The organism is Segetibacter sp. (genome assembly GCF_025963695.1).
In the GTDB taxonomy this organism is placed as follows: Bacteria; Bacteroidota; Bacteroidia; order Chitinophagales; family Chitinophagaceae; genus Segetibacter.
The window spans coordinates 101,479-123,333 of record NZ_JAOQAH010000028.1; the positions used below are offsets into that span (position 1 = coordinate 101,479).

Annotated in this window: 20 protein-coding genes, 1 other RNA gene and 1 pseudogene; 14 read left to right on the plus strand and 8 right to left on the minus strand. The window is 39.6% G+C overall.

Translation table 11 applies throughout. The features are described 5' to 3' along the window. Positions 1–562 precede the first annotated feature (562 nt). The gene (locus JWR87_RS03885; protein WP_297815810.1) at positions 563–1,021 is read right to left on the minus strand and encodes a VanZ family protein; all 459 of its coding nucleotides are present in this window, start codon (positions 1,019–1,021) and stop codon (positions 563–565) included. A gap of 99 nt (positions 1,022–1,120) precedes the next feature. Beyond that, positions 1,121–2,578, minus strand: coding sequence for an RtcB family protein (locus JWR87_RS03890; protein ID WP_297815812.1), 1,458 nt, complete (start codon positions 2,576–2,578; stop codon positions 1,121–1,123). Positions 2,579–2,781: 203 nt separating this feature from the next. Between JWR87_RS03890 and JWR87_RS03895 the strand changes: the two genes are divergently transcribed. Together JWR87_RS03895 and JWR87_RS03900 are read left to right on the plus strand one after the other, a co-directional pair. Next, positions 2,782–3,240: a CBS domain-containing protein gene (locus JWR87_RS03895; protein WP_297815814.1), complete on the plus strand. Its 459-nt coding sequence runs from the start codon at positions 2,782–2,784 to the stop codon at positions 3,238–3,240. Positions 3,241–3,320: 80 nt separating this feature from the next. Then, a complete protein-coding gene (locus tag JWR87_RS03900) occupies positions 3,321–3,854 on the plus strand; it encodes a GNAT family N-acetyltransferase (protein WP_297815816.1) in 534 nt (177 codons plus the stop codon). Between the two features lie 83 nt (positions 3,855–3,937). On the opposite strand, the gene JWR87_RS03905 is transcribed toward JWR87_RS03900, so the two are convergent. Further along, the gene (locus JWR87_RS03905; protein WP_297815819.1) at positions 3,938–5,050 is read right to left on the minus strand and encodes a hypothetical protein; all 1,113 of its coding nucleotides are present in this window, start codon (positions 5,048–5,050) and stop codon (positions 3,938–3,940) included. A 418-nt stretch (positions 5,051–5,468) separates the two neighbouring features. Between JWR87_RS03905 and JWR87_RS03910 the strand changes: the two genes are divergently transcribed. The 9 genes and pseudogenes from JWR87_RS03910 (at position 5,469) to recO (ending at position 14,077) form a co-directional block, all read left to right on the plus strand. Beyond that, positions 5,469–6,113: a 2'-5' RNA ligase family protein gene (locus tag JWR87_RS03910; RefSeq protein WP_297815822.1), complete on the plus strand. Its 645-nt coding sequence runs from the start codon at positions 5,469–5,471 to the stop codon at positions 6,111–6,113. Beyond that, the gene (locus tag JWR87_RS03915) at positions 6,106–6,714 is read left to right on the plus strand and encodes a 2'-5' RNA ligase family protein (RefSeq protein WP_297815824.1); all 609 of its coding nucleotides are present in this window, start codon (positions 6,106–6,108) and stop codon (positions 6,712–6,714) included. Before JWR87_RS03910 ends, JWR87_RS03915 begins: the two co-directional genes overlap by 8 nt. Positions 6,715–6,905: 191 nt before the next feature. Then, positions 6,906–8,009 carry a PA0069 family radical SAM protein gene (locus tag JWR87_RS03920; protein WP_297815827.1) on the plus strand — a complete coding sequence of 368 codons (1,104 nt, stop codon included), beginning with the start codon at positions 6,906–6,908 and terminating at the stop codon, positions 8,007–8,009. 161 nt (positions 8,010–8,170) lie between these two features. Further along, positions 8,171–8,884, plus strand: a pseudogene (locus JWR87_RS03925) (phage Gp37/Gp68 family protein). Between the two features lie 182 nt (positions 8,885–9,066). Further along, on the plus strand, positions 9,067–9,495 hold the full coding sequence (gene umuD, locus JWR87_RS03930) for a translesion error-prone DNA polymerase V autoproteolytic subunit (protein ID WP_297815830.1): 429 nt from the start codon (positions 9,067–9,069) through the stop codon (positions 9,493–9,495). Positions 9,496–9,606: 111 nt separating this feature from the next. Continuing rightward, complete coding sequence (locus tag JWR87_RS03935) at positions 9,607–10,887, plus strand: Y-family DNA polymerase (protein ID WP_297815833.1); 1,281 nt, start codon at positions 9,607–9,609, stop codon at positions 10,885–10,887. A gap of 137 nt (positions 10,888–11,024) precedes the next feature. Next, entirely contained in the window at positions 11,025–11,258 is a 234-nt protein-coding gene (locus tag JWR87_RS03940; protein ID WP_297815835.1) for a hypothetical protein, read from the plus strand. Between the two features lie 202 nt (positions 11,259–11,460). Continuing rightward, positions 11,461–13,101 carry a carbamoyl-phosphate synthase large subunit gene (gene carB, locus JWR87_RS03945; protein WP_297815837.1) on the plus strand — a complete coding sequence of 547 codons (1,641 nt, stop codon included), beginning with the start codon at positions 11,461–11,463 and terminating at the stop codon, positions 13,099–13,101. 238 nt (positions 13,102–13,339) lie between these two features. Beyond that, on the plus strand, positions 13,340–14,077 hold the full coding sequence (gene recO, locus JWR87_RS03950) for a DNA repair protein RecO (protein ID WP_297815841.1): 738 nt from the start codon (positions 13,340–13,342) through the stop codon (positions 14,075–14,077). 202 nt (positions 14,078–14,279) lie between these two features. Here recO and JWR87_RS03955 read toward each other — a convergent pair whose 3' ends face one another. The 3 genes from JWR87_RS03955 to JWR87_RS03965 form a co-directional block, all read right to left on the minus strand. Further along, positions 14,280–14,825 (minus strand): C40 family peptidase, encoded by a 546-nt coding sequence (locus JWR87_RS03955; protein ID WP_297815844.1) that lies wholly within the window; start codon positions 14,823–14,825, stop codon positions 14,280–14,282. Positions 14,826–15,122: 297 nt separating this feature from the next. Beyond that, positions 15,123–15,221: signal recognition particle sRNA small type (gene ffs, locus JWR87_RS03960), an RNA gene on the minus strand. Positions 15,222–15,436: 215 nt separating this feature from the next. Beyond that, the gene (locus tag JWR87_RS03965) at positions 15,437–16,411 is read right to left on the minus strand and encodes a TIGR03885 family FMN-dependent LLM class oxidoreductase (RefSeq protein WP_297815847.1); all 975 of its coding nucleotides are present in this window, start codon (positions 16,409–16,411) and stop codon (positions 15,437–15,439) included. A gap of 230 nt (positions 16,412–16,641) precedes the next feature. Here JWR87_RS03965 and JWR87_RS03970 point away from each other — a divergent pair, with 230 nt between their 5' ends. After that, entirely contained in the window at positions 16,642–17,388 is a 747-nt protein-coding gene (locus JWR87_RS03970; RefSeq protein WP_297815850.1) for a DUF2071 domain-containing protein, read from the plus strand. Between the two features lie 26 nt (positions 17,389–17,414). Here JWR87_RS03970 and JWR87_RS03975 read toward each other — a convergent pair whose 3' ends face one another. Then, on the minus strand, positions 17,415–18,458 hold the full coding sequence (locus JWR87_RS03975) for an NAD(P)-dependent alcohol dehydrogenase (RefSeq protein WP_297815853.1): 1,044 nt from the start codon (positions 18,456–18,458) through the stop codon (positions 17,415–17,417). Between the two features lie 244 nt (positions 18,459–18,702). Then, a complete protein-coding gene (locus tag JWR87_RS03980; RefSeq protein WP_297815856.1) occupies positions 18,703–19,110 on the minus strand; it encodes a Dabb family protein in 408 nt (135 codons plus the stop codon). Between the two features lie 253 nt (positions 19,111–19,363). On the opposite strand from JWR87_RS03980, the gene JWR87_RS03985 reads away from it, so the two are divergent. Both JWR87_RS03985 and JWR87_RS03990 read left to right on the plus strand, forming a co-directional pair. Continuing rightward, positions 19,364–19,972 carry a hypothetical protein gene (locus tag JWR87_RS03985; protein ID WP_297815858.1) on the plus strand — a complete coding sequence of 203 codons (609 nt, stop codon included), beginning with the start codon at positions 19,364–19,366 and terminating at the stop codon, positions 19,970–19,972. Between the two features lie 111 nt (positions 19,973–20,083). Further along, a complete protein-coding gene (locus JWR87_RS03990) occupies positions 20,084–21,850 on the plus strand; it encodes a DUF885 domain-containing protein (protein WP_297815861.1) in 1,767 nt (588 codons plus the stop codon). Positions 21,851–21,855 lie beyond the last annotated feature (5 nt).

Sequence of the window (21,855 nt, forward strand, 5' to 3'; positions counted from 1 at the left end):
CTACACCGGCTATTGGTAGTTGTGCCACCCATTATGCTGCTATACAAAGTCGCGCTTTTTTGGTTGTTTGATGAATAAAAAAATGATTTACATTTTACAGAAAGGATGTTATGCCTAACCAATTAACTAAAAAAGAAGAGAACATTGCACGGGAAATAATTGAAAAAGCGTGCAGGCCGAGTGTAATACAGGTCTTGAAAGGCAAAGCAGGTTATAACAAAATGCGAAACAGGAGCGCTTAATAACCAGGATGGTTATCACAAATTGTGTAAAGAAATTAAAGATTACAATAAAATAATTCAACAGGAGATGTGGCGGATTAGGCGGATCGCAATAGCCGGTTACTGTAGCTGCGATATTAATTGACAAACAAATCTGGGAGAGGGGAATTGATGAATTTTTCCGGCGAAGCAAAACAACCTATTCGTAACTGAATCAGCTTTTGGAACGAATATGAAACCGAAACCAGAAATGAGGCTGCTCAGTCCATAACAAACAGTTCAAGTGAGTGACACAACAACTGCTCATATTTATATAACTGCTCGAACAAAAAAACACGCCACTACACTTTGGCTACTTTGTATTTTAAGAAGAGCTTATAAGTTGCATAACCGACAACAGCGCCCAAAGTGTTTAACATAACATCGTCAACGTCAAAAATTCCTAAGACTTTTACTAATTGAATTAATTCGAGGGCGAGGCTAATAGTAAAAGCAATTGTTGCGATTTTACGAAAAGAAGATAGCGAAGAATGTAACATTGGTAATAGAAAACCCAGGGGTGAAAAACCAATGATGTTGCCGGCAAGGTTCTGGATAACAAAGACATCTATGGGTTCTTTAAGTAAACCGTAAATAGTTTTGAACGGAATAAAATTAGCTCTGGCAAGATTTTGATGAAAAGAAAGAACTCCGTAATAAACATTATAGGTTACAGAGCCAAACTGAATTTTGAATAAGATTAATTTAGCCAGGAGTATCAGGTAGTGAAAAAGAATAACCGCACTAATATTTTTACTCATTTTACAAATTAAGGTCACAAAATAACCGCTGCTGTTTTAGTATTAAATGGAATGATGTGGTTTTTACAACTGGTTCCATGCCCAGGGATACAGAAAAATCTACTCGCCCATAACTTCCTTTACCTTTTTTCTTCGCCTTGGAGGGGTATCATCCATTTTTACAATTTTAGGTGTAAAGGTTCCTACAGTTTCAACCAGGTTTTTTTGAGCATTCATTACAGTATGAATGTCTTTATAAGCGAAAGGTGCTTCATCCAAACCTCCACCAATTAATTTTACCCCATGTTTTTGTAATTCATCTTTTAAAGCATTAGCTGTAATGGAATCGAGCGCGGCAGTACGGCTCATTTTTCTTCCGGCACCATGTGAGGCCGAGTTAATGCTGCCGCTTTCGCCTTTGCCTTTTACAATAAATCCCGGAGCTGTCATACTTCCAGGTATAATACCCAACACGTCTTTTCCGGCGGGTGTAGCTCCTTTACGATGTACAATCACTTCCTTTCCCTCATACATTTCTTTCCATGCAAAATTGTGGTGGTTCTCAACCATCTTTAGTGGTTGTCTGCCTAACTGCCCGGCTATTTTATTATGAATAACGTGGTGGCAGGCACTTGCATAATCCCCGGCGAGATTCATAGAAAGCCAGTATTCAATACCTTCCTCTTCGTCTAAAGTAAACCAGGCCAGGTTAGCAGCGTCTGGAGGCAAATGCCTTTTGTGTTTTGCGATTTTTGTGAAGTGATTGGCGACATTGGCACCGATCGCTCTCGAACCTGAATGTGAAAGCAATCCAAGGTAACTGCCAGCTTCAATACCGAAAGCGGCATCTTTTTGCAATATGTCAACAACTCCAAATTCAACAAAATGGTTTCCTCCCCCGGACGATCCAAGCTGGCTTTCCGCTCTGTCTTTTAGCGTTCGAAGAATAGGTATTTCACGAAACTCTCTACGATATAATACTTCATGATCGGAGCGCTTTTTAAACTCACGTCCACTTCCAAATAAAGTAGCTTCATTTAGTTCCCTTGAAAAATAATCTGTACGAAACCCGAGTTCTTTAGGATCAATATCAAAAACCGATAAGCACATCCTGCAACCAATGTCTACGCCGACCCCGTAAGGTATTACAGCATTTTCTGTCGCCAAAACACCACCGATTGGCAATCCATACCCTTGATGTGCGTCGGGCATTAACGCTCCTGAAATTGAAACAGGCAGCCGAACTGCATAGTTCATCTGTGTCATTGCACCCTCTTCAATAAACTCAGCACCAAAAATATTGTATGGAACCCCTGTTACTTTGAGGTCTACTGTGGCTGCCGCTTTCGCTGCTACTTTCTCCTCCCGATCAATTAATGCCCTTGCAATTTTTCCTAAAATCTCGTCTTCCGCATATTCCTTCGGTCTTACCAATACAGCCTTTAATAAGCCTAGTGCATGCTCTTTAGAATTACGTTTGTAATTCTTTTCCATTATGTCAATAGCAAGGCTTATTACAGGGCTTTCGGGATAACCAATTGCTCTTAGATCCTTTCCTGATAAAGTAAGTTTAGCCATAACAGTTGTAAATAAAACGCCTTTCTGCTTTTTCTATAACCTGAAGCCAAGCAAATACAATGCCTTTAGGGAAGCATTAAAAAGAAAACGAGGGATGTAAATATTTCAGGAAACTACAATAAGCAAAGATTGTGGGCACGAAAATTTAATTCATTTTTAAAAACAGGAAAAAAGTATATTCGAACAATAAATAAATGCGTGCCATGAAAACGGTAGAAGATATATTGAGAACAAAGGAAAATGTGTCAAATACAATTGAACCTACAGCAATGGTAATAGAAGCACTGCAAAAGCTGATTGCAGTAAACTTAAGCTACCTTTTAGTATTTGAGGGCGGGGAATATGTGGGTATTTTTTGCGAGAGAGATTACACCAGGAAACTTGTATTACAAGGACGTTCAAGCAGAGATACAATGGTACGGGAGGTAATGACTACTGAACTGCCAGAGGTAACACTAACCGACACCGTAGAAGATTGCATGTATCAAATGAATACCCGTGGTGCACGCTACCTTGCTGTCTTTAGTTATAATAATGAATTTGCAGGTATTGTAACTATTCACGATCTGCTTCGCGAAGTATTAGCAAGTAAAGAGCAGGTATTTGACCACACCCTTGCAAACTCTCTCCTTGACACCGAAGAAGGTGGCAAATTCTTCTAGATTAATTATCCATATCGTAGCACCTATTTACACACGTCTTCTAAAATATAGTTTGTGTTTTAAGGAAAGGGAATGTGCTGATGAAAGATTCTTACATAGAAAAAATAGATGCAACTAATGTTCACATATTAAGCGAGGTTGCATTAAGGGCTTATGCCGATCATTACCTCCATCTTTGGTATGACCAGGGTAAGTGGTACGTGGAAAAATTCTTCTCCGTTGATAGATTAACTACAGAAATTAATGATAAAAATAGCTGCTTCTATATTGCTTTCTTCAACAGCTCTCCGGTAGGTTTTTTAAAGCTAAATATAAATGCACCACTAGAAGGATTTGAATATAAAGACGGATTGGAGCTTGAACGTATCTACTTAAAGAAAGAGGTTATAGGCAAAGGGATAGGACGGAAACTAGTTGAATTAACTATAGAGATCGCAGAAAAATTTAATAAAAATTTTGTTTGGTTAAAAGCTATGGACACCAGCCAAGAACCAATTGAATTTTATAAAAAGATGGGTTTTGCAATAACCGGAACCTATCGCCTTAAACATGAACTTATGAAAAAAGAGTTAAGAGGAATGGTGATTATGGCGAAAAATTTAGCAGGCAAATAACACGCTGGAATCACTCATGTTTATTTGCCTGCTATAATGAATTAACCTTATTGAGGTATTGAAAATAACAACTTTGATGATGGTCATGTATGTCTCAAAAGGTAGCCAATCTTTCTCCCGTTTTCACTAAATAAATTACCGTTTCTGTCAATGAATATTTGCTGACGATCATCATAAATTACATAAGGGTAATTAGACTTGTTTGTTGAGGCTAACTTTGCCACTGTAACAGCCTGATTGCCTCTTAACATAATGACTTCATTTTGAGAAGTAATGTAATATTGCTGCAGATTATTTCCATTAAATCTAATGTCGTAAACAAGCTGCACATTTGAAGATCCGTTACCTCCCCTGCGACGGTTCCTTTGACCATAAGTTCCATCGTTAGTTTGCGGATAGTTACCGCGATTATCATCAGAAGGGTAAGTGCTTCTTCCTGAAGGATTTCTTCTGGGATCAGCCGGATAACTACCTCTGCTGTCCTGTGGCGCGGGATATGTTCTACCTCCATTTGAAGGCGCCGGATACGTTTCAGAACCATTTGGATAAGGATTTCTTCTATCATCAGGCGTGCCAATAGCAACATCGTTATTGCCCCTGTTTGGTTGCATAGTTGTACTATTCCAGCCTTTTGCTATTGCAGCTAATCGATCGCCCTCGCCCGGATGGGTCGCGCTTGCATACGGACTTGCGATTAATTTCATTGCCAGCTGAGCCTGTTGAAGGCTTGCACCCATTCTACGTAAAACCAGTCCTGAATACTCATCAGCTTCCAACTCTTTTGGTATTTGGCTTCCTCTTCCGTCTAAGGTGTGCCCAAGCAAATGATGTCCTATCTCATGCCCAATAACACTTATAGAAGCCCATTTATCTCTTGCTGCATTATCCAGTTGATCTATAAAAGAGGGATTGTACAAAATGTATCTTATGTTTTGATAAATAACAGCAGCAGCATTATCAACTTGTGTAGTTGCCTCCACCTTAAAGTTTTGCTGAATGTTAGAAACGTCCATAATATCATTAATAATGGAACGAGCTTCACTAACGCTTGAAAAGCCAATAGCTGTAGACGGCTTTTTTGCAAGAATAGCAGCCATGTTTATAGGCCTATCCAGGTGAAAACCTCTGGGTGCATTCTGTGCCAATAAGCTGAAAGAGCTTATTAATAAAAAGCAAAAAGCGTATATTTTTTTCATGATGTTTTATTTTCAATGTCAACGTATAATATTAAAAACAACGCCACATTTTAAACAAAAAGAGTATTTAACAAGCTTTTGTATTAAACGGCAGCTAGCTGTTTTGGCACAAAAAACATGTGCCAATGTTGGTTTACCAGGCATGCTTTAAAACGCTGATGTTACATCGTTGCGTTGTATTTCGTTCGTAAAAATTTCATTTAAAAGGGTAATTGGATCTTGAGCAAATTGAGCGCTCATTCCGGTGCGGCAAACCTAATGAGAGTAATAACTCGTTCTCTGTTTTCTCAAATACATATCACAGCTCAGGTGCTCTTGCTTCTACAGCTCATCTATCTTTTAAATTTCAATTTTTTTATTATTGCTAATAGTTTTAGTAAAATTGCTAACTTTATTGTCATTAAAATTTTATCCCGTTATGAAACAGATAGAAAAATCTTTTAGTTGGGCAGAACTTGGAAGGTATGAGTATTTGCTCGTAGCCCATCCTGACGCCGCGGTAAATGCCAAAATAACCGCTGAAAAGGAAAGCTTTACAGCAGAATATCATCAAAAGATTGCAGCGAAAACAAAGCCTCATATTACGATTGCCAGTTTTGTAGCACGCGAGGCTATGGAAGAAACAATTCTTCGCTACACACAACGCATTTGTAGCCGGCACCACAGTTTTGACGTTTCTTTAAACAATTATAGCGGATTTCCATCAGCACATAGCGTTTACCTACGCGTTCAAAACCCGCAGCCCTTTAGGCAGCTTGCTAAAGAGCTTAAAGTAGTAAGTAATTATATAAGTTCATGTGCCTGCCCACCTGCCAATCTCATTGGCAATCCGCATGTAACTATTGCAAGACGAATTCCGGAAACGGTTTACCTGAAAGCAATAATGGATTATTCGCAAAAGACCTTTTATGAAACGTTTATGGTGCATGAGCTCGTCCTTTTAAGAAAAAGCTGCCAGTTCGATACATCCAAAATTGTTCACGTGTTCCGCCTGCAACCAACGCAAGACCGGTTTTTCGAAACTTGTTATTCAACTGAATTAAAACCTTACGAAAATGAATAATAATATTTTAACTCTTCCCGGGTATCATATGTGTGAGTACATGCTAGTACTGCATCCCCACGAGGAACTTCGAAATAAAATCATGAATACTAAAAAAGAGTTTGCTTCAAAGTTTGAAGCTCCTTCGGCAGAAAGAGGAATGCCTCACATCACCCTTGTTACATTTAGGCAGTTGCAAATGATGGAAGACCGGATTCTTAACCGTTTAAAGATGATTGCTATGGCTATGCCCGCTTTTAAGGTAGAGCTTAAAGATTTTGGCAGCTTTCCATCTCACTCTATTTATATAAATGTTGCCTCTCAGGTGCCCATTCAAATGCTGGTAAAAAGCCTGAAGCCTGCACAGTTACTAATGAAAACAAAAGAGTACAAGCCATATTTCGTCGATAACCCTCACATCGCCGTCGCGCGCAAATTACTTCCATGGCAGTATGAAAAAGGCTGGCTCGAATACAGCCACAAGCATTTTACTGGTCGCTTTATCGCAAGCGATATGCTATTGCTGCGCCGTTTGGAAGGCGGTAAATCTTACCAGGTTGTTCAGAAGTTTGAGTTTATGAATTTGCCGGTGGTAACAACGCAGGGAAAGTTATTTGCGTGACGCGGAATTGTATGAACGGCAATATAGGATTTTGCCGGATTTAGTGGAAATGAGGAAGATATTATTGAGCAGGCATTTGTGGTACTATAATGCTTTCGTTGCGTCGCACCCTTTTACAGTTGATAATACTATTCAACTTGTCACTCCACCTAAGGCAAGAAAAATTGAGGGCTTACTAAAATCGAATTGACATGACAACGAATAAAGAATCAAGCCCGCCAGAACAAAACAGCCAGGAACAGGTAAACCAATACCTGAAAGGTAGGGGCGCACAATTAAATACAAAAAATAGGTTCCTTAAAAATACGCAGGTAAAAGAGCATATTGAAGGCATCGACGACTGGACAGAAAAAAACCAGGCAACTCAATACTTTGAGGACAATGCAAAGGGGATCGTCAACAAGGTAGAAAGCCCTGACCTGGGTCTCATGTACAGCATGAACCCTTACCAGGGTTGCGAGCATGGATGCATTTATTGCTACGCCCGAAATTCATTTGAATATTGGGGCTACTCTGCAGGGCTTGACTTTGAACGAAAAATTATTGTAAAGAAAAACGCAGCAGATCTGCTCCGTAAATTCTTATTACATCCAAAGTGGGAGTGCGTTCCAATAAGCCTTAGCGGCAATACCGACTGCTACCAGCCCGCCGAACAGAAATTTAGGCTTACAAGAGGGTTGCTTGAAGTATGTAACGAGTTTAATCAGCCGGTAGCAATGATTACTAAAAATGCAGGTATGCTCAGAGATAAAGACCTGCTACAGGAAATGGGCAAAAAAAACCTTGTTTCCGTACTTGTATCCATTACGTCTTTTAATGAAGACCTCCGGCGAGTAATGGAACCAAGAACGACAACCGGCAAACAACGCTTGAGACTAATTGATGAAATGAGCAAAGCCGGCGTAAGAATGGGTGTAATGCTAGGTCCGATGATACCCGGGTTAAATGAACATGAAATGCATGACATTATTAAAGCAGCAAGTGAGGCGGGTGCTACATTTTCTGCCTATACCTTCATTCGTTTAAATGGAGCTATCAAATTGATTTTTCATGATTGGCTGTATAAAAATTTTCCTGATCGTGCGGATAAGGTCTGGCACTTAATAGAGGCAAGTCACAACGGAAAAGTAAATGACAGTCGTTGGGGAACACGAATGCGCGGCGAAGGAAATGTAGCAGAAATGGTAGCACAGCAATATCGTAAGTACACCGCAAAGTATGGGTTGAATCACGAAAGACTTGATTTGGATTGCTCGAACTTTAAAAGGCCGGGGGAGCAGATGAGGTTGTTTTAGCTAGCATTAGAATACGTTGAGCCGTTGATAAACATAGAGTGAAAATTGAGGATAAAAACATTCCTTCATACTATCTAGCTTTCTTTTTAAAAAATGATCGAGGAAATGACTTTTTAAAAAGTTTAAAAATATCAGTCAGCACAACAATTATTTTTTTAATTATGGCACAATCAAGCATAGAATGGACGGAGATGACATGGAACCCGACAACCGGCTGCAACAAGATTTCAGCAGGTTGTAAGTATTGCTATGCAGAAGTAATGACAAGGCGCTTGCTTGCAATGGGAATTGAAAAATATAAAAACGGGTTTAAAGTGGCGGTACACTAAGATGCTTTACACATTCCTTATACATGGAAAAAACCGAAAGTTCTATTTGTCAATTCGATGAGCGATTTGTTTCATCCCGAAGTTCCTTTTTCATTCATTGCTAAAGTTTTTGAAGTAATGAACAATACCCCGCAACATACTTACCAGGTTTTGACAAAAAGGGCAGACAGGCTGTACGAGCTTCATCATCGTTTAAACTGGACAAGAAATATTTGGATGGGCACTTCCGTCGAAAATGAAAAGGTAATTGACAGAATTGATTTCTTAAGAGAAACAAATGCCTTGGTTAAATTTCTGTCCTGCGAGCCTTTAATTGGTCCTTTAAGGCAAATAAATTTGGTAAATATTGATTGGGTGATTGTTGGTGGGGAAAGTGGCAGAAAAGCGAGATCAATGGAAGAAAAGTGGGTTTGGGATATCTACAAGCAATGTCAGGATGAGGATGTGGCGTTTTTCTTTAAGCAATGGGGTGGCGTTAATAAAAAGAAGTCAGGAAGATTACTGGGCGGAAAAACTTTTGATGAAATGCCTGCTATTGTTGGGTAAGGCTTTACGAGTTTAAACTGAAGCCGCCAAAAGATTTGCAGACGAAGTGATTGCGACGCAACGATGACCCAATAAAAAACCAGGGCTGGTGTCGGAACAAAAAAAAGAATTAAGCTTTCAACAGCTTATTTTTTTGGCATAGTTTTACTAAAAATATTAGTAAAACAAAAAGACAAACTTATATGGAAAGCGAAATTTTTAATAGCATATATAAAGGCACAAAAAATTTTACTCAACATGATGTTCACCGTGCAAATGCAACCGGGTTCAGCACGCCTGCTGACGAATACATGGAACGAGGGATAGACTTAAACGAGCAGCTTATTAAAAACAAACCTGCAACTTTCTTTTTTAGAATGAACGGTGATTCCATGGAAGGCGCTGGTATTTTTAGTGGCGATGTTCTTATTGTAGATAGAAGCATTACGAATGTAAACGGCAAAGTAATAGTTGCTGTTTTAAATGGTGAAATGCTGGTTCGCCGGCTCGATAAGACTTTTAACAAAATAAGACTGGTACCCGAAACAGCTAAGCTTGCTATTATTGATGTGGATCCTTTTTCTGACTTTTCTGTTTGGGGGGTGGTAACGTACGTGGTGCATGAGCCTTGAAGTAAAAAGTAAAAAGCAGAACTTTTTTTTGGGACCGATTCGTTGATACTTAATATCAAGTGTGGCAAAACAAGTAAATCAAGTAGGAGATAGGCAAAACGGGAAGGATTTATGAAAGCTATAGTGGATTGCAATAATTTTTATTGCTCGTGTGAGCGATTGTTTAAACCTCACCTAAAGACAATTCCTGTTGTTGTGCTGAGCAACAATGATGGCTGTATTATATCGCGAAGTGACGAAGCGAAGAAATTGGGTATTAAGATGGCGCAGGCATACTTCTTAAGCAAACCCTTATTACAACAATACCGTATTACCGCATTTTCCTCCAACTACAATTTATATGGAGACATGAGTAAGCGCGTGATGGATACAATGCAAAGTATGTTTCCATCTACTTGTATAGAAGTTTATTCTGTTGATGAAGCATTTGTGGACTTGTCTAATGTTCCGGCAAAAGACTTACACGCGACGGTAAAAGAGCTAAAAGAAAGAATAGGGCAATGGACGGGTATACCCGTTTCGATAGGGGTTGCCTCTACTAAAACGCTGGCAAAAATTGCTAACCGGCTTGCTAAAGAAAATAAGGAAAAAAGCAAGTGTATGTTAATACTAGACACACCCGGAAAAGTAGATGCAGCACTAAAGCGAACGCCTATAAAAGAAATATGGGGTGTAGGAAAACAATATGCCACAAAGCTGGAAAAGCTTGAAGTGAAAACCGCTTTTGACTTAAAACTAATGCCGGAGGAGTGGGCGAGGCAACACTTAGGTGGGGTGGTAGGGGTGAGATTGATAAGGGAGCTAAAGGGAATTCATTCTATAGGTTTTGACGAACAACTATCAACTAAAAAGATGGTTTCATGTACGCGGCGTTTTGGTCATCCACTAACTGATCTACATCAGATGAAAGAGGCAGTTGCGATGTATGTTAGCCGTGCTGCAGAAAAACTTAGAAGGCAACAAAGCGCCGCGAGGCAAATGACGGTTTTTGTAATTGAAAAAGCTTTAGATAAAGGAGACATTTATAAGCCAAATGAGCCAGTTAAAAGAGAGGCTGTTTTGCCCGTTGCTACTTCAGTAACAACTGAGTTAATAAAACCGGCAATTGAGTTGTTGGAGAAATTGTTCGTAAAAGGAGTTGCTTATGAAAAAGCAGGTGTGGTTTTTAGCAAGCTTGTTCCCAATGAGTCTTTACAAGCAAACTTCTTTGCAGCCTCTTCCACCACTGAGCAGCGGCTTTTAATGAGTAAGGTGGATAATATAAACTTCAGCATGCGAAATGAATTAGTGAAAATCGCCGCATCAGGTCAGCAACGGCCGTGGAAGATGAAGCAGGAACTGCTCAGCAAAAGATATACAACACGATGGATAGAATTGAGAGAGGTGAATTAATTGATCGTTAGGATTGGAAGTGTTGAATAGTTTGTAATTGATTTATTCGAAAGAGCAAGAATTATGAAAAAAAGTTAGCTACACAAAACGACCTTGTGAAGGCACTGTTTTTGTGTTTCGGTTTTAAAAACACCCATATGCAAGACCAATCATTTCAACTACTATTAAATGGTGTTCCATATATTGTTAAAGCGTCACCTTTTGACTTTAATGGAGATACCCGGTTTACCGTTAGCTATAATGGCAGCGACGATTTTGTTTTTACCTATGACCGAACTGTAGGACATTATGTGGCAATCGGAGATGATTCAGACACAGTGCCGGCAGACCTTGAAGTGGCAATAGCGGAAAGGCTATATGCCTTAGCGTAAAAGGCTTTTCTTTTATATGGATTGTTGCTTGTTGTGGTTCTTCTAAAAACATAACAAATTGAATTTTCGGATGAAAAATTTTCTTTAAACTATTAACGTTTGAAAGGCAGTTTTCAATTTTTTTTGTAACAGGCCTTAAACGAAAAAGAAATTAACCCTCTATTTTAATTGTAGGGGTTACATTTGCACAATTTGTTTAAATATGCCACGCGATAATACTATAAAATCTGTCTTAATAATTGGTTCAGGCCCTATTGTAATCGGGCAGGCTTGTGAGTTTGATTATGCCGGTTCACAAGCTGCAAGAAGTTTACGCGAAGAAGGGATTAAGGTTATCCTTATCAACAGCAATCCTGCAACCATCATGACTGACCCCATGATGGCAGATAAAGTGTACCTGCTTCCCTTGAATGTTGACAGTATTGAAAAAATACTGGCTGAAAACCAAATTGATGCTGTTTTGCCAACGATGGGTGGACAGACAGCGCTCAATTTGTGTAAGGAAGCTGATGAATTAGGGATTTGGGGAAAATACAATTGCCGATTAATTGGGGTTGACGTTGCAGCGATAGATACTGCCGAAGATCGTGAAAAGTTCAGGCAGTTGATGGTAAAAATAGGAATGGCGGTTGCACCCAGTCGTGTCGCTAACAGCGTGCTTGAGGGAAAAGAGTTTGCACAGCAAATAGGGTTTCCTCTCGTTATACGTCCGTCTTTTACGTTGGGCGGTTCAGGAGGTGGATTTGTACACAGTAAAGATGAATTAGATGAGGCCCTTAACCGCGGTCTTACTGCTTCGCCTATGCATGAGGTATTGGTTGAGAGAGCTGTTTTAGGTTGGAAGGAATATGAACTTGAATTGTTGCGCGACAAAGCCGATAATGTGGTTATCATTTGTACGGTGGAAAATGTTGACCCAATGGGTATCCATACAGGCGACAGCATTACTGTAGCACCAGCGATGACTTTAAGCGACACTGCTTTCCAAGAAATGAGGAACAAGGCTATTTTGATGATGCGCAGCCTTGGTAATTTTGCCGGCGGTTGCAATGTTCAGTTTGCGCAAAACCCCGATACGGAAGAATTAATTGCTGTTGAGATTAATCCGCGTGTGAGCCGTTCATCTGCACTTGCATCTAAAGCTACGGGTTACCCTATTGCGAAAGTTGCATCTAAATTGGCTATAGGGTATCACCTGGACGAATTGAAAAATCAAATTACTCAAACAACTTCTGCATATTTTGAACCTGCACTTGACTACGTTATTGTAAAAGTGCCCCGCTGGAATTTTGATAAGTTTAAAGGAGGAAATGATACACTTGGGTTGCAAATGAAGAGTGTGGGTGAGGTAATGTCGATTGGAAGAAGTTTTACTGAAGCACTTCAAAAGGCTTGTCAGAGTTTAGAAAATGATGCATTAGGATTGGGCTATTATGGTAAAAGCCTGATGGGAAGCAGTGAATTGATCGAATATATTAAGACACCGAAATGGGATAGAATTTTTAGAATTAAGGATGCTTTAATGCAGGGTGTTACAGTTAAAACCATTGCTACTGCAACGGGAATTGACCGCTGGTTTTTATTTCAAATTCAGAAAATTTGTGAAATCGAGAAGCAAATATTAAAATATACTATTGACACTTTGCCGGAGGATTTGTTGAAAGAGGCAAAGAAAAACGGATTTGGCGACGAGCAAATTTCGAGAATAATGCGGAATTGTACGGAGGAGCAGGTTTATGAAAAAAGAAAGGCTTTAGGAATTACGCGGGTTTACAAAATGGTTGATACATGTAGCGCGGAGTTTGAAGCAAAGACCCCTTATTTCTATAGTACGTTTGAGTAAAGCCTGTTTAAGTTTTTTATTGCCGCAGTTTTTTAAAAGTCCAGGAGTGCGACGCAATAATGTTTATAGGTGTTATAAGGTTTGCTTAACCTAAAAAACCTAAAATCTATTTCTACGATAAGGCTGCTTTAATGAGCAGCCTTATTTTTTACCAATTGAGGAGTTGTTAAGCCTGCCGCACCAGACTTACAACTTGTATGAACCGGGGTTATGTGGATAAAAGAAGAAGTAGGACGCAATGACACATAAAACAAAAGGCATCGTGTTACGTACAGTAAAGTATGGTGAAACAAGCATTATTACCACTGTATACACCGAGCTTTTTGGTATTCAATCCTATATTGTAAAGGGGGTAAGGCAAAGTTCAAAGAAGTCGTCGGCAAAGGCAATTTATTTTCAACCTGCCGCCATCCTTGATATGGTTGTGTACCATAACGAGTTGAAGAACCTGAACTTTATCAAAGAGTATCAATGGGCATATTTGTTTCAAAACCTGTTGTTTGATGTAGTTAAAAATACTGTGTCAATGTACATAGTAGAAATGCTGCAACATAGTTTGAAGCAACCTGAGGCAGGCGCTGAATTGTTTTATTTGACAGAAGATACCCTAAAACAATTAGACACGGCTAATTCAACCCTGACCGCAAATCTTCCTTTATACTTCAGTCTTCACCTTGCGGCAGAATTAGGTTTTCGCATTCGCGGAGACTATAACACGCAAACGCCGTTTTTGGATCTGCAGGAGGGCCAGTTCGTAGAACAAAAGCCTACCCACTCTTATTTTTTAGATAGGCAACTAGCCTCAGCAACTTCGCAACTGCTGGCTATTAATTTTTACAACGATCTTGAAAATATTCATTTTAGCCGGGATATACGTAGAAGTTTAATTATCGCTTATCAAAACTACGTAGCTCTCCATGTGCAGGATTTTGGAGCGATAAAAAGTTTGCCCGTTTTACAGGAGATTTTTAGTTAAAATAGATAGTAATTTCTTCTTTGCTGTTGCTTGAGTTTGAATTTTAAAAACAATTTTTAGGATATTAGATAAATGTAGGCAGAAAGCACGTACAAGCTTAAAGCAGGAGAAATACCATAATAGAAAGGTGAACCGCCATTTGAATATTATTCTCGTGTAAAAGTGGAAGGCCGACCCGAACTTCAAAATGTCCCTCTTAAACCTACAGTTTAAATACTCTAATAACCTTTACAAATCTCTTTAAGTAATGAATGTTTAAAGGGGTGACGGTTACACCATTTGCTTTGCCGGAAGAACTATGGATGAATGCAACTTCGTCGTTGTTTATTGCATTGATAATACCCATATGTCCCACCTCGCGAATGGTACTATCAGTGCCTGTAAATAAAATTAAATCTCCTGGTTTTGCATCTTTTAGTTCAACCTCAGTTTTGTAATGAGTAAAATCAATAGAAGATCGGGGAACCGCAATGTTAAAGTGATTAAATACATAGGTGATGAACCCTGAACAATCAAAGCCATTTACAGGATCAGAAGATGCATATTTATAACGAACTCCAACTAAAGAATTGGCAAACGCAAGTAATTGGGCCGGCTTGGTGTTACCTGTATTAATTGTGTTACCAGTTGTATTATTTGTAATGGGAGCAATTGCGGGTGTCGATTGCTCTTTTTCGATGCTGGCAGCAACTGGAGCTTTTGCTTCAATAATTTCTGTTGAGTCTTCTAACTGCTGTGTTGTTGGCATTTTGCCGTTATAATATTTGCACGATGTTGTTAAGGCCAGCAGAACTAAAAAAATTATTCGCATATAACTACAACGCAAAAACCTATCCAACAGATGTATGAGTATTTGATGCAATGCGTTATCAGTTAGGGAATTAAGGCTGGCAAGTACGTAATAAGCTTTTGTGAAAGAAAGGGCTCTTTAAATCGCAGTTTTGATAAAAATAACAGGTGTGTTTAAAAAAAGCGCAAAAAGTACAAGGGAGTGACACAACAATGTGGAGGAAAGAACCCAAGCCAGGACAATAACGAGCAAAAAAAATGGCAAGTTACTTATATCGCACCGCTACAACCATTTACCCTTGCTGCATTCCTGCCCTGGGGGGTTCAATAGGAGCTGGTCGTATAAGACTTGCCGGGGCAAAAGTAGGGGAATGGAATTAAACTACAAAAAATTGAGCAGGGATTTAAAAGATAGCAATTACAATAATTGGAGTGATAAACGTAGGAAGGGTACTTCGTACCTGTCAAGTCTATTTGCTTATAAACATTGGGTGACGCTATTTCAAAGGACTTATTAAAATATTAGGTGTGAGGAACGTCCTTTTCAAAAATTAAATTTTATTGCTGATATCATGCGGGGGCAGACAAAGCAAACTGCGGTAGCACTTTCTCTCCAAAATCAGCGATAAACGTTTCCTGGTCGCGGTTTACATTGTGAAGGATGACGGTATCAAAACCAAGACTGATATAAGATTTTATAAGATCAGTATGTACTGTAAGGTCTGTTGAAATATTAACCATTTCTCTCAATTTGTCAATAGTCACAAATTCACCAAGAGCATCGAACTGCTCTACCTTATATAGATCTCCCAACACGGTACCCTGAAAAATATTTGTACGCCACTGATCATACGCCCCATCAATTGCTGCCTGCTCGTCTCTTGCATACGACAGTTGTACTTTTACAATCATTGGTTTGCCCTCGCCGCCGCCCCTTCGAAAGGCCTTTACAGTTTGCTCAAGTTCATTAAGCGGTTTGTGAATCGTTGTTAATCCGTCTGCCCAACTTCCAACCCATTCGGCGGTTTCTTCAGTTACAGCAGCACCATATACAAGTGGCAATTCATCAGGCAGGGTATACAGCTTTGCACATTCTACAGTAACCCTTCCGTGATGTGTAACCTCTTTGCCGGTAAACAAGTCGCGCATTACATTCACGGATTCAAGCAATCTTGCGTTTCTTTCAGACTTAATTGGCCATATTTCACCGGTTATTCTTTCATTCAGGGCCTCTCCACTACCAAGTGAAACATGAAAACGACCAGGAAACATTTCAGCCAATGTAGCTGCAGCTTGTGCTACAATAGCGGGGTGATTTCTTTGACCGGGAGAACAAACGACACCGAAAGGCAACGAGGTAGCTTGCATAGCTGCACCTAGCCATGCAAAAGAATATCCGCTTTGTCCCTGTCTTTCACTCCACGGGTGAAAGTGGTCAGATGAGTTGATCGCCTGAAACCCTGCTTTTTCTGCCATTACTGCCAGTCTTACAAGTTCGCTTGGCTTAAACTGCTCGTGCGAAGCCTGGTATCCAATTATACTCATTGGTTGCTCAATTTATATGAGTACCATTTTTACAATTCACATTCCAATTTTATTTAGGCGGATTGTAGTGCGATTTTATTTATAGAAAATAAGGCGGGTTTTGTTGATAGTGCAGAATGGGAATAATCTTTTACGTAATCTCGAATTGTGGGAAAACTCAAAATGGTGCTTCATCCTCAATCTTTGTTTTCATTTAACTAACAAATACCTCTTTAGGTTGTTTCTTAACCATGCAAACGTCAAAACCGGTTTTTTTAAAAGCTCGTTGGGAAAATCTTATTATGGTTAACTATGAGGTTGACCCAACCATACTTCTACCTCATTTGCCTGCATACACCGAGCTCGATACTTTTGATAATAAATCACTTGTCAGTATAGTCGGGTTCATGTTTAATGATACCAGGGTTTTTCGTTTACGCTGGCCCTATCATACAAATTTTGAAGAAGTGAATCTGCGTTTTTACGTCAAACACTTTAACGGAAAAACCTGGAAGAGGGGAGTAGTGTTTGTGTCTGAAATTGTTCCCAGCCCAATAATCTCCTTAATTGCTAACAAGCTTTATCACGAGCATTACAGCGTATGCCGCATGAAGCATTTAACAGAAGTCAATAAAGATGAAATAACAGTCAGTTACAATTGGAAGCATCAAAATAAATGGAACACAATAGCGGTAAAAGCAGAAACGTCCCTAAGTGATATTAAGCCTGAAAGCGAAGAGGAATTCATTTTCGAACATTATTGGGGATACAACAAATACGATGAGAGAACTACCATTGAGTACGGCGTGGAGCACAATATGTGGCAGGTGCAGAAAGTAAAAGAATGGAAACTGAAATGTGATGTAGCATCACTTTACGGAAAAAAATTTGAACCGTACCTGTTGGCAAAACCAACATCTGTATTCTTTGCCAAAGGATCTGAAGTTGTTATAAGAAAGCCGGTATTTATTAAAAAAGGGTCGACAGACTTTTTTTAGTCAACTGTCAACCCTCTTCCGTCAACTTATAACGTCGCCATATCTATTACAAAGCGATAGCGCACATCCCCTTTCAGCATTCTTTCATACGCCTCATTAATGTCTTTGATGGCAATAACTTCTACATCCGAGGTTATTCCGTGTTCTGCACAATAATCAAGCATTTCCTGTGTTTCAGGTAAACCACCGATAAGTGAGCCAACAATGCTTCTTCTTTGAGAAATAAGATTGGATGCCGGAATTTGAGCCGCAGTTGGTGGTGCGCCAACACAAATCATTACGCCATTTGTATTTAGCATGTTCAGGTACATATTGTAATCGTGCTCGGCAGAAACTGTATCTATTATAAAATCAAAATAATTAGCAAGGTCGGTTAGTTGTTCCGGTTTTTTGGTCAATGCAAATTTGTGAGCTCCGAGCCTTTTAGCATCGGCTTCTTTTGATGGTGACGTGCTAAGCATAGTAACCTCTGCTCCAAACGATACCGCAAATTTCACTGCCATATGACCCAAACCACCAAGACCTAAAATGGCTACTTTATGGCCTGCTCCAACCTTCCAATAACGAAGCGGAGAATAGGTTGTTATGCCTGCGCACAGCAGGGGCGCAACGGCTTCTAAAGCCAGCTTTTCTGATACCCTCAACACAAAACTTTCGTCTGTGACAATGGTATTGGAGTAGCCTCCTAAAGTATTTGAACCGTCCAATCTGTCGGGACTGTTATAAGTAAATGTCGCTCCATTTTCGCAATATTGCTCCAGTCCCTGCTGGCAATTGTGACACTCGCGGCAAGAGTCTACAAGGCAACCTACACCTGCCAGATCACCCGCCTTAAACTTTTTTACATGTTCACCTACCGCAGTCACCCTTCCGACAATTTCATGTCCCGGCACGCAGGGATAGCTTGCCGGTCCCCACTCACCTCGCACGGTATGAAGGTCCGAATGGCAAACACCACAGTAAAAAATTTCTATCTGTACATCATGCGGCCGCAGGTCTCTTCTTTCAAACGAATATGGACCGAGCGGGTCGGTTGCTGATTGTGCAGCGTATGCTTTAGCTTGAGTCATATACTGGTTTTTTTGCAAAAGTAAACATTCGCACAAGTTGTAATGTTCACTTTGCTGAAAATAATTAGCTTACAAATTTCGCTCATAAATACACTTTATTTAATGGTTACAAGCAGAATCTATAATACAGCATTCTTGCGACGCTCCGTTCAGCTATTAATCTTTATGTAGCCTTTTCAGGTGGGATTGAAACCGTAAAAACTTCCAATAGTGCTGCTCAGTTAACACTATTTACGGTCGTATTTTAAATATCAATAGAATCGTACACAATAACTTTCTCCCAAAGAGAAGAGCAGTTCTTTATAAATTCAAGGTGAATAGGATGATCCTGGTAAGTTTTCTGCCCTGCGAGATCATCAAAAAATAAAAGCTCCGAAGCGCTAAATGTAGCATCAACTACCGAACGTTCTTCGGTTTTTGCAGTTACTCCAATATGTATAGCACGCACTGTTTCAATTTTCTTCAGCGTTTGCAAGCCTGCCAACAATTTAGCTAAGTCATCTTTTGAGTTAGGATTCTTCAACCAAAAGAAAACGTGGTGAACCACTTGTTTTTTATTTTGCTTTTTGCCAAGCGGCATGGCCGAAGCAGCTAGCCCCCCACCAAGAATGCCGGTGGCAGTTAGAAAATTTCGTCGTGTTTGTTTTTTCATAGTAGTATTCTTTAAAGTGTTGGTTATCGTTGTACCCGAAATTAATAATTGTAAGGATTAAAAAAAGAGTTAGTTCCAATTCATAGTGTTTTTAAAGTTTTCACGTTTTTTAATTGGTTTACTTCAAGGATGAAATAAAAAAGTTATTGTACTATCTTTATTTTCTGTCGGTAACAGGTAGGTTGTAACAATCAAAAAAAATTATTTCAAGAGTCAAACAGACCCCTATAATTTCACTTTTAAATCATTAGTTATGAAAATAGTTTTCTTTCTTATTATTTTTTATACAGCTTGCTCAACCACTTTTTCACAATCAAAAGTACCGGCACCTGAGGTGCAAATAAGGCTAGCCCTGCTATCAGCACCTGAAGACAAAAGAGACGGCGCAACAGTAATGGGCTACTCCCCAACAAAGGATTTTACTGTGCTACGCAAAGGGACTAATGAACTTATTTGTCTGGCCGACGATCCTAATCAAAGTGGTTTATCTGTTTCATGCTATCACAAGGATCTTGAGCCTTTTATGCAAAGGGGAAGAGATTTGAAAAAACAAGGAAAAAACAGCGATGAAGTATTTAAGATGCGCGAGGAGGAAGTGAAGTCTGGTAAGCTGTTAATGCCGAAGCAGCCTTCTACATTATTTGTATATTCTGCCTCAAAGGAGGATTACGATGAAGGAGGTGGCGGGGTAAAGAACGGATACATTCGTTCTGTTATTTATATACCTTATGCCACCGCCGAAACTACCGGTCTTCCATTAAAACCTGCTGCTCCTGGTTTGCCTTGGATTATGCACCCTGGAACTCATGGTGCACATATCATGATTAACCCACCTGTGCAGAAAGAGGCCGTAAAAAAGTAGTTGTGGCAGGGGTAACAGAATGCCGTATTAAATTAATCCACATTCCAAATCTTTGTTTAAATTGCTATTTTGCGTATTCACCCCTCAGTAGTATCATTTAAACTTTAGATTATGCGATCGTGGTTAGTTCTTTTAGCAATTACTTGTTTTTCAGTTTCTTTCAGTCAGACTTCGCCAAATGCTGTTAACTCCTTTAACAGTATGTTGAATTCTTGTTATGAAGAATTCCTTAAATTAAACCCGACCCTGGCATCACAAAGGGGCGATTACCGGTACAACGACCAGTTAGAAAACCCGGCCGGTCAATCTTACCGCGATCAGTCAAAAAGTATTTACCGCCGGTATTTAGATTCGCTTAAATCATATTCTTATGAGCGGTTGTCGCCGCGAGATCAGCTTAGTTACCAGATATTTGAGTATGCCATGCAAAGGGGAGTTACGGCAATGCAGTTTAAGAGCTATTTGACACCTGTTACACAAATGTTTGATTTTCGCATTTTATTCGGCCTCATGGGAGCAGGCAGCAGTAATCATCCTTTTAAATCAGTAAAAGATTATGACGACTTTTTAAAGCGCATCCAGGGCTTTGTTGCCTGGACAGATACTGCTATCAGCAATATGAGACAAGGTATTGCTCTTAACATAGTACAACCTCGTATTCTGATGGAAAAGGTAGTACCGCAATTAAAAGCGATGATTGTTGACACGCCTTCAAAAAGCAATTTTTATAAACCAATTATAAATATCCCTGCTGCTTTTTCTCAGCAGGATAAACAGAGGCTTACCGATGCTTATACAACAGCTATAAAAGAACAAATTATTCCTGCATACAGCCGGTTGCTTTCCTTTATTCAAAACGAATATTTAGCTAAGGCAAGAGAAACAATTGCTTTAAGTGCATTGCCAAACGGGAAAGAAGAATATGAGTTTCAAGTTAAGTCAATGACAACTACCAATCTGACGCCTGATGAAGTTTACGAGTTAGGTAAAAAGGAAGTTGTAAGAATACGTAAGGAGATAGAGAATGTAAAACAACAGGTTGGTTTCAAAGGTGATATAAAAGCTTTTTATATCTTTCTGGAAACTGACCCCAGGTTTACGCCTTTTAAGAAAGATGAGGATGTTGTGAATGCTTTTCATAAAATTTATGATAGTATAAAACCCCATTTGTCAGCACAATTTAGCGTAGTGCCAAAAACTGCTTTTGAAATACGGCCTATTGAAAAGTATAGAGCCGCTACAACTGCAGCCAATTATATGAGGGGAACACCCGACGGCTCACGTCCCGGTGTATTTTATTTTCCTGTAATTGACCCAAAAAAATATAATTACTGGACTATGGAAGATCTTTTTTTGCACGAAGCCATACCGGGGCATCACTACCAGCTTTCTCTTGAAACAGAAAATACAGACATACCGAATATCCAAAAAATAGGACAATATGGTGCTTATGTTGAGGGCTGGGGCTTGTATGCAGAAAGTTTGGGTAAAGATCTGGGATTGTATAAAGACCCGTATACACGAATGGGACAATTGCAGGGAGAAATGCACCGGGCCATAAGGCTGGTGGTAGATGCAGGCATGCACAGTAAAGGCTGGACCCGTGAACAAGCCATTCAGTACAGCCTTGACAATGAACCTATTTCTGAGGCTAACGCTATCTCTGAAATTGAACGCTACATTTCGTGGCCGGGACAGGCTCTTTCATACAAAATTGGCGAACTGAAGATTAAAGAAATGCGCAATAAGGCTGAAAAAGCATTAGGTAAAAAATTTGATGTTCGTGCTTTTCACTATGAGGTGTTGAAAGACGGAGCAATGCCGCTGCAAATTTTTGAAAAAAAGATGGATAAATGGATTCAGTCCCAGTCTAAGTAAAATAG